Genomic DNA, 7,218 nt, shown 5'->3' with positions numbered 1-7,218 from the left:
ATCTGTATGCAGATTGCAGCTATGAACCCGATCGCTATTGATGAAGCTGGTGTTCCTGAAGCTGTAAAGCAGGAAGAAATCAATGTTGCTATTGAAAAGACTAAAGCTGAACAGGTACAGAAAGCTGTTGAAGCTGCTTTGAAGAAAGCTGGTATCAATCCTGCTCACGTAGATAGCGAAGAGCACATGGAAAGCAACATGGCTAAGGGATGGATTACAGCTGAAGACGTAGCTAAAGCAAAAGAAATCAAGACTACCGTTGCTGCTGAAAAGGCTGCAAACTTGCCTCAGGCTATGATCGAAAACATCGCTAAAGGCCGTCTGGGTAAATTCTTGAAAGAAGTTTGTCTGTTGAATCAGGAAAGCATCATGGATCCGAAGAAGACCGTTGCTGAAGTACTGAAAGCTGCTGATGCAGAACTGACAGTTGCTGACTTCAAACGTTTCACACTGCGTGCTGAATAATTTATTCTTCACATAAAAGAAAGCCGGACAGAGAGCTGATCTCTAGTCCGGCTTTTTAATTGATATATTATCTTCTTTAATCCAGTGCTGCCCTGTACTGCTTGGGAGAGACTCCCAGATAGCGTTTTACATATTTCCCAAAGAAAGATATGTTGGGAAAATCCAGCTCATTCGCAATTTCCTTGATACTCTTTCTGCTTCTTTTTAACTGATACTCGATATCCTTTACTACATATTGATTGATAAGTTCCGAGGCTGTCTTCTCACTTATTTCTTTGCAGATGGCAGACAGATATTTGGGACTTACGGCTAATTTGTCCGCGTAGTAAGTGACAGAACGTTTTTTGGGATAAGAAGAGGAGAGCTGTGCAATGAATGAATTGAACAGCTTTTCCCCTGAAGTATAGGACGGAGACGTTACCTTTATATATCTTTCCATCGTGTCATGGAATTCATACATAAAAGCCTGTAGCAGGGAATTGATCAGTTCCTTCTGATGTTTGCAAGGAGGAGCTGTCAGTTTGGAGCGTAACAGATCATAGTATTGTTGAAAGAGAATGGCTTCCCGGGGTACCAGAGGAATGATGGGATGTTTCTCTATAAATAGTTTTGCATCCCAGCTTTCTGCGCTGAGAACTCCGATTTGTCTGACGTATTCAGGCGAAAGACAGAATCCGCAACATTTAAAATCTACACTGATCATTCCCCGCTCCAGAATGATGTTGGGGTGGCAGATCAGCAAATCATTTTCTTTGACTTCATATTGCTGGTCGTCAATATAGACAGAACCCTTTCCTTGCTGACAAAGCAAAGCAATGAAAGCCTCAATGCGTGCTGTATAATCCTGATTCAGGTTATGGATATCTTCCACGATTGCCAGGCGGTCATCCTGGTAGAGGGTGATTTGTTCCATGATTTCCGGACATTCTTGATTCCCAAAAAATACGGCTTTTTCTTCTTCTGTTGTAGATCTTTGGTTCTTTTTCATCATATAAAGTCTGTTTGGAATAGGGATATTCCCGTGTTTTGACATTGCAAATTAACGGAATATCTTTCAATCTGCGGTGATGGATATTTCCCAATAAGTGTTCTAATTGTTCGATTCGCTGCTGCTTTAGAAAAATGGAACACTTCCTTGGCCGAATGGAGTGCTGATAATTTCCTGGAAAAGATTTCCTTTGCCGCGAAAAAAAAGGATTTTGTATGAAAAAGACTGGAAATGTTGTTGTATTGCCACTTACATTGTGCTTATTGGGATGCAGTGGTGAGAAAAATCAGGAAAAACCGGTAGAGCCGGTTAGGGTAAAAGTGGTGGAAGTGAATTCTTCTGAAGCGGAGGTTGTCCACCGTTTCTCGGGAACAATAGAAGAAGGAACAGGTTCATCGCTCAGTTTTGCCGTCATGGGTACTGTCAAAAGGTTACACGTGGGACTGGGGGATCGTGTAACTTCCGGTCAATTAATTGCAGAACTTGATCCTTTGTCCATGCAAAGTTCCTATGAAGCAGCGAAAGCTTCGCTGGAACAGGCCGAAGATGCTTATTCCCGTATGAAAGAACTGCATGACAAAGGAAGTCTGCCAGAAATTCAATGGGTAGAGGTACAAAGTAAGTTGCGTCAGGCCCGTTCAATGGAGGAAATTGCCAGCAAGAACCTGAAAGATACCCGTCTGTATGCTCCGTTTTCCGGAGTGATTGCAGAAAAGAATGTAGAAGCTGGTCAGAATGTAGCTCCGGGTGTTCCGGTTGTCAAGCTGGTTTCTCTCAGTGGACTGAAGGTACGGATCTCTGTACCTGAAACAGAAGTCGGTCATGTTTCTTTGGGACAAGAGGTGGAAATCATTGTTCCGGCCTTGAACGGAAAACGCTATACAGGACGGATTGCAGAGAAAGGTATTGTGGCCAATGCTCTGTCACGTGCATATGATGTCAAGATACAACTCTTTGAAGCCGATAAAGAACTTATGCCCGGGATGGTTACAGAAGTGAGACTGGACAGTCAGAAAGCCGGAATTTTGTGTGTCATTCCGGCGCATATTGTCCAGATTGATGAAAAGAACCGCTCGTTTGTATGGGTAGATGACAACGGCAAGGCAAAGAAGCGTGTGATTACCTGTGGTGACTTTACGGCCGAAGGCGTAACGGTGGTGGAAGGGCTGCATCAGGGTGACCGGATCATTGTGGAAGGCCAGCAGAAGGTATGTAATGATACAAAATTGTCAGACATTTCATTGTAAAAGGTTTGGATTATGGAAAAGAAAAAACGAAGTGCAGTGGAGTGGGCCATGCATTACCGGCAGATTGTGATTCTGGTGGTGTGCTGTCTGGTCGCTTTTGGTATTTACAGTCTTCCGCAGATGCGTAAAAATGAGTTCCCGGGTTTTACGATCCGTCAGGGAGTCGTAGTGGCAGTGGCACCGGGAAATACGGCGGAAGAGATGGTAGAACAGGTTACCAAGCCCCTGGAAAACTATATATTCAGTTACAAAGAGGTCAAGAAAGGAAAAACGTTCTCGAAAAGCCGTGACGGAATTGTCTATATTCAGGTGGAGCTGAATGACGATCTGAACAATAAAGATGAGTTCTGGAGCAAGTTCAAGCACGGAGTACAGACGTTCAAGACTCAGTTGCCTTCGAATGTACTGGCCGTTCAGGTCATGGATGATTTCGGGGATACCTCCGCTCTTCTGATTACCATGGAGAGCGAAGACAAAACCTATCGGGAACTGAATGACTATATGGATGATTTGCAGGACCGTTTGCGCCGTATTCCGAGTGTAGGCCGTATGACGGTCAGTGGCGTACAGAAAGAACAGATTTCCGTATATTTGGATAATGCTCGCCTGTCCCGGTATGGTTTGAATGACCAGACGCTGGCGGCATCTCTGTTTGCTAAAGGCTTTACGACTACCGGTGGCCGGGTCCGTACAGATGCATATATGCAGCCGGTCTATGTAGCCAGATCGCTCAATACGGTATATGATGTACAGCAGCTGATTGTCTATACTGATCCGCAAGGGCGCAATGTCCGGTTGAAAGATGTAGCACGGGTAGTTCGTGAATATCCGGAACCGGAAAGCTATATTTCCAATAATGGCAAGAAGTGTATCATGCTCAGTGTCGAGATGAAGAAAGGTCAGAACATTGTGAAGATGGGAGAGGATATCAATGAGGTTTTGACCGATTTTCAGCAGACTTTGCCTTCGGAAGTAAGCATTTTCCGGATAACCGACCAAAGCAAGGTCGTTGATGACAGTGTAACCAACTTCCTGCATGAGCTGGTAATTGCCATTGTCGCGGTAATTATTGTCGTGATGCTGTTGTTGCCCATGCGGGTTGCTTTGGTGGCAGCTTCCGCGATTCCGATTACCATATTCATTTCACTGGGCCTGTTCCATGCTTTCGGGCTGGAACTGAATACCGTAACCCTGGCTGCATTGATTGTGACACTGGGAATGATTGTTGATAACTCTATCGTGATCATCGACTGCTATCTGGAGAAGATCGGAGAAGGAGTATCGCGCTGGCATGCTTCCATTGAGAGTACACAGCATTTCTTCAAATCCATCTTCTCGGCTACGATGGCCATCAGTATTACCTTCTTCCCCTTCCTGATCACTACTTCGGGTATGATCCATGACTTCCTGTTGAGTTTCCCATGGGCCATTACACTGATTCTGGCTATTTCGCTGGTTGTAGCCACTCTGCTGGTTCCTTTCATGCAGTTCTACTTTATCCGCAAGCCGATTCGCCAGAAGATGCGTCCCGACGGAAAGCCGGCATTTTCTTTCCTGAATATGCTGCAAGTCTATTATGACCGCTTGCTGGCCTTTTGTTTCCGCTGGCCGAAGGCTACACTGGCAACAGGGATTCTGTCGATTGTATTGGGAGCCTTTCTGCTGGGTAAATTGCCGCAACAGCTGATGCCGTATGCCGACCGGAATCAGTTTGCCGTAGAAATTTACCTGCCTACCGGTGCTTCTGTCAACCGGACTGCTGAGGTTGCCGACAGCCTGGAGCATATTCTTCGCCGGGATCCGAGAGTCGTATCCGTAGCTTCCTTCAAGGGATGTGCTTCACCGCGTTTCCAGACTACATATGCTCCTCAGATTGCAGGAACCAATTATGCACAGTTCATTGTCAATACGACGGGAATCAAGGAAACGGTGGAATTGCTGGAAGAGTATGCTCCCCGGTACAATGATTATTTCCCGGATGCCAGAGTACGGTTCAAGCAGCTGAGTTACAGTGAGGCCGTTTATCCGGTGGAAGTCCGGTTGAGCGGCGAGAGTCTGGATTCCATTCGGGTAGCAGTAGATACGATTGAATCAATTCTTCGCGGAATGCCGGAACTGGTTACGGTTCAGAGTGATCTGAGTGATCCGTTGCAGGCTGCGGAAATCCGCCTGAAGGAAGACGAAGCAAGCCGGTTGGGCATCAGCAACATACAGGTTGAAACAGCCCTTGCTCTCCGTTATGGCAGCGGAATACCGGTCGCCAGTGTGTGGGAAGGCGATGACAATATTCCGGTATCCATCAAGAGCGAAACTTCTGATCATGCCACTAATGAAGACCTGATGAATGAACTGATTCCGGTTGCCGGAGGACTTTCATGCGTTCCTTTGCGGCAAGTTGCTGAGATTGTTCCGGTATGGAAGGTAGGACAGATTGTTCGTCGCAACGGTATTCTGACAGCTACCGTGCAGGCTGACCTGCAGCGTGGAGAGAATGGAATGGCGGTTGTTGGAAAGGTTCAGCAGCAGCTGGATGGACTTTCTTTGCCTCAGGGCGTACAGCTGGCCTATGGAGGAGATCTGGAAGACAGTGCGGATAAGATGCCGCCGGTGATGAACGGACTGATGGTGGCAGCCCTTATGATTTTCTTTATTCTGGTGCTTCATTTCCATCGGGTCAATATCGCAACGCTGATCTTCCTGAGCATGGCTCTTTGCCTGTTCGGTACGGCTGCGGGTATTCTGATTCAGGGAGTGGAATTCAGTATTACCTGTGTACTGGGTATTGTCAGTCTGATGGGAATCATTGTCCGTAACGGAATTATCATGATCAATTATGCAGAGGAACTGCGTGAAACGGAAAGAATGCATGTACGTGAGGCCATCTGGCATTCGGCCAGCCGGCGTATGCGGCCTATCTTCCTGACTTCGGCTGCTGCTTCCATGGGGGTAATCCCGATGATTCTGGGCAAGAGCGGACTCTGGATGCCGATGGGAACGGTGATCTGTTACGGTACGCTGATCACGATGATTTTCCTGCTGACCGTACTTCCGGTTGCTTATCTGCTGCTTTTCAGCGGCTCCACCGAAAAGCGCAAGCGTGTGAATGCTTTGGAGAAACAATGATTGTATACCTGTATGTTCAACTAACAACAACGATTATGAAACTCAAATCGAAATATACATTTCTGCTGGTTCTTGCCGGAATGTGTCAGATGCCTTTACAGGCCCAGCAGACGTACTCACTGGAAGATTGTATCCGGGAAGCCTTGATAAATAATGTCCGGATGAAGAATGCAGCCAATGACCTGAAGGCTGCCCAAGAAACCCGGAGCGAGGCTTTTACCCGCTATTTCCCTTCGGTAAGTGCCGCAGGAAGCGGATTTATTGCTGACAAAGGTTTGCTGCAGATGTCACTTTCACCCGAGATGGAGATGTCGATGATGAAGAATGGAGTCATCGGAGGTGTATCGGCTACCCTGCCTTTGTTTACCGGCGGTCAGCTGGTAAACGGTAATAAACTGGCGAAAACCGGAATAGAAGCCGGCCGTCTCCAGCTTCGCCGTTCGGAAAATGAGGTAACGCTTACGGTGGAGAATTATTTCTGGCAGGTAGTCATGCTGGAAGAAAAGCTGCATACTTTGCAGACGGTGGAAGAACAGTTGGCCGGTATAGCCAAGGATGCCGAGGCTGCCGTGAAGGCAGGTGTCAGCAACCGGAATGACTTGCTTCAGGTGCAGCTGCGCCGTAACGAAACGAAGAGTGGCCGTATCAATCTGGAAAATAGCCTGGCTCTTGCCCGGAATCTGCTGGCCCAGTATATCGGTCATCCTGCCGACAGCATCCGTTTGTCGGTCAGTCTGGATGGTTCTGTTCCGGAGAATCCGGAGGCACTCCGGACTGATCACCAGGCTTCCCTGCCGTTGACTCCGGAATACGGCCTGCTTCAGCAACAGGTAAAGTCCGGCCGTCTTCAGTACAAGATGGCGGTCGGCAAGAATCTTCCTACGATAGCAATCGGAGGCGGTTATTTCTATGAAAATCTGATGGATAAGGATCATTCATTCTGGATGGGCTTTGCCACGGTATCTGTCCCTCTTTCGGGATGGTGGGGCGGTTCGCACAATATGAAGAAACAGAAGCTGCAATGGCAGAATGCCGAAAATCAGCTGACGGACCAGAGTGAACGCCTGATTATCCGGATGGAACAGGCCTGGAATGATTTGAATAACGCTTACCAACAGGTGAAGATTGCCTGCGAATCCATAGAACAGGCTACGGAAAACCTGCGTCTGAATACTGATTATTACACGGCAGGGACTTGTACGATGAGCGATTTGTTGGAAGCCCAGACTCTTTATCGCCAGAGTCGTGACCAGTATGTGGATGCTTATTCCCAGTATGAAGTCAAGAAGCGTGAATATCTTCAGGCTACAGGACGATAAAATGTGTTTGTTCTTCCTGCATGAAACAACAGTTTCGTCAGCAGAAAACTTTAGTTTCATCAGGAAGAACTTTTTG

At 47.1% G+C, this 7,218-nt stretch carries 4 protein-coding genes and 1 pseudogene; 4 read left to right on the top strand and 1 reads right to left on the bottom strand.

Annotation, left to right across the window (positions count from 1 at the left end):
- A pseudogene (locus BACCOPRO_RS08070) lies at positions 1-465 on the top strand (translation elongation factor Ts); the annotation flags it as partial.
- A 76-nt stretch (positions 466-541) separates the two neighbouring features.
- Here the strand turns inward: BACCOPRO_RS08070 and BACCOPRO_RS08065 are convergent.
- Positions 542-1,456, bottom strand: a complete 915-nt coding sequence (locus BACCOPRO_RS08065) for an AraC family transcriptional regulator (protein WP_008142626.1) — start codon at positions 1,454-1,456, stop codon at positions 542-544.
- 212 nt (positions 1,457-1,668) lie between these two features.
- On the opposite strand from BACCOPRO_RS08065, the gene BACCOPRO_RS08060 reads away from it, so the two are divergent.
- Genes BACCOPRO_RS08060 through BACCOPRO_RS08050 form a run of 3 tightly spaced genes read left to right on the top strand, consistent with a single transcriptional unit; the run spans position 1,669 to position 7,142 of the window.
- Positions 1,669-2,700 carry an efflux RND transporter periplasmic adaptor subunit gene (locus tag BACCOPRO_RS08060; protein WP_008142625.1) on the top strand — a complete coding sequence of 344 codons (1,032 nt, stop codon included), beginning with the start codon at positions 1,669-1,671 and terminating at the stop codon, positions 2,698-2,700.
- Between the two features lie 12 nt (positions 2,701-2,712).
- Positions 2,713-5,823: an efflux RND transporter permease subunit gene (locus BACCOPRO_RS08055; protein WP_008142623.1), complete on the top strand. Its 3,111-nt coding sequence runs from the start codon at positions 2,713-2,715 to the stop codon at positions 5,821-5,823.
- A 35-nt stretch (positions 5,824-5,858) separates the two neighbouring features.
- Positions 5,859-7,142, top strand: coding sequence for a TolC family protein (locus BACCOPRO_RS08050; RefSeq protein WP_040311381.1), 1,284 nt, complete (start codon positions 5,859-5,861; stop codon positions 7,140-7,142).
- Positions 7,143-7,218: the final 76 nt, after the last annotated feature.

The organism is Phocaeicola coprophilus DSM 18228 = JCM 13818 (assembly GCF_000157915.1).
Taxonomy (GTDB): Bacteria; Bacteroidota; Bacteroidia; order Bacteroidales; family Bacteroidaceae; genus Phocaeicola; species Phocaeicola coprophilus.
This window is presented reverse-complemented; position numbering and strand designations above follow the sequence as displayed.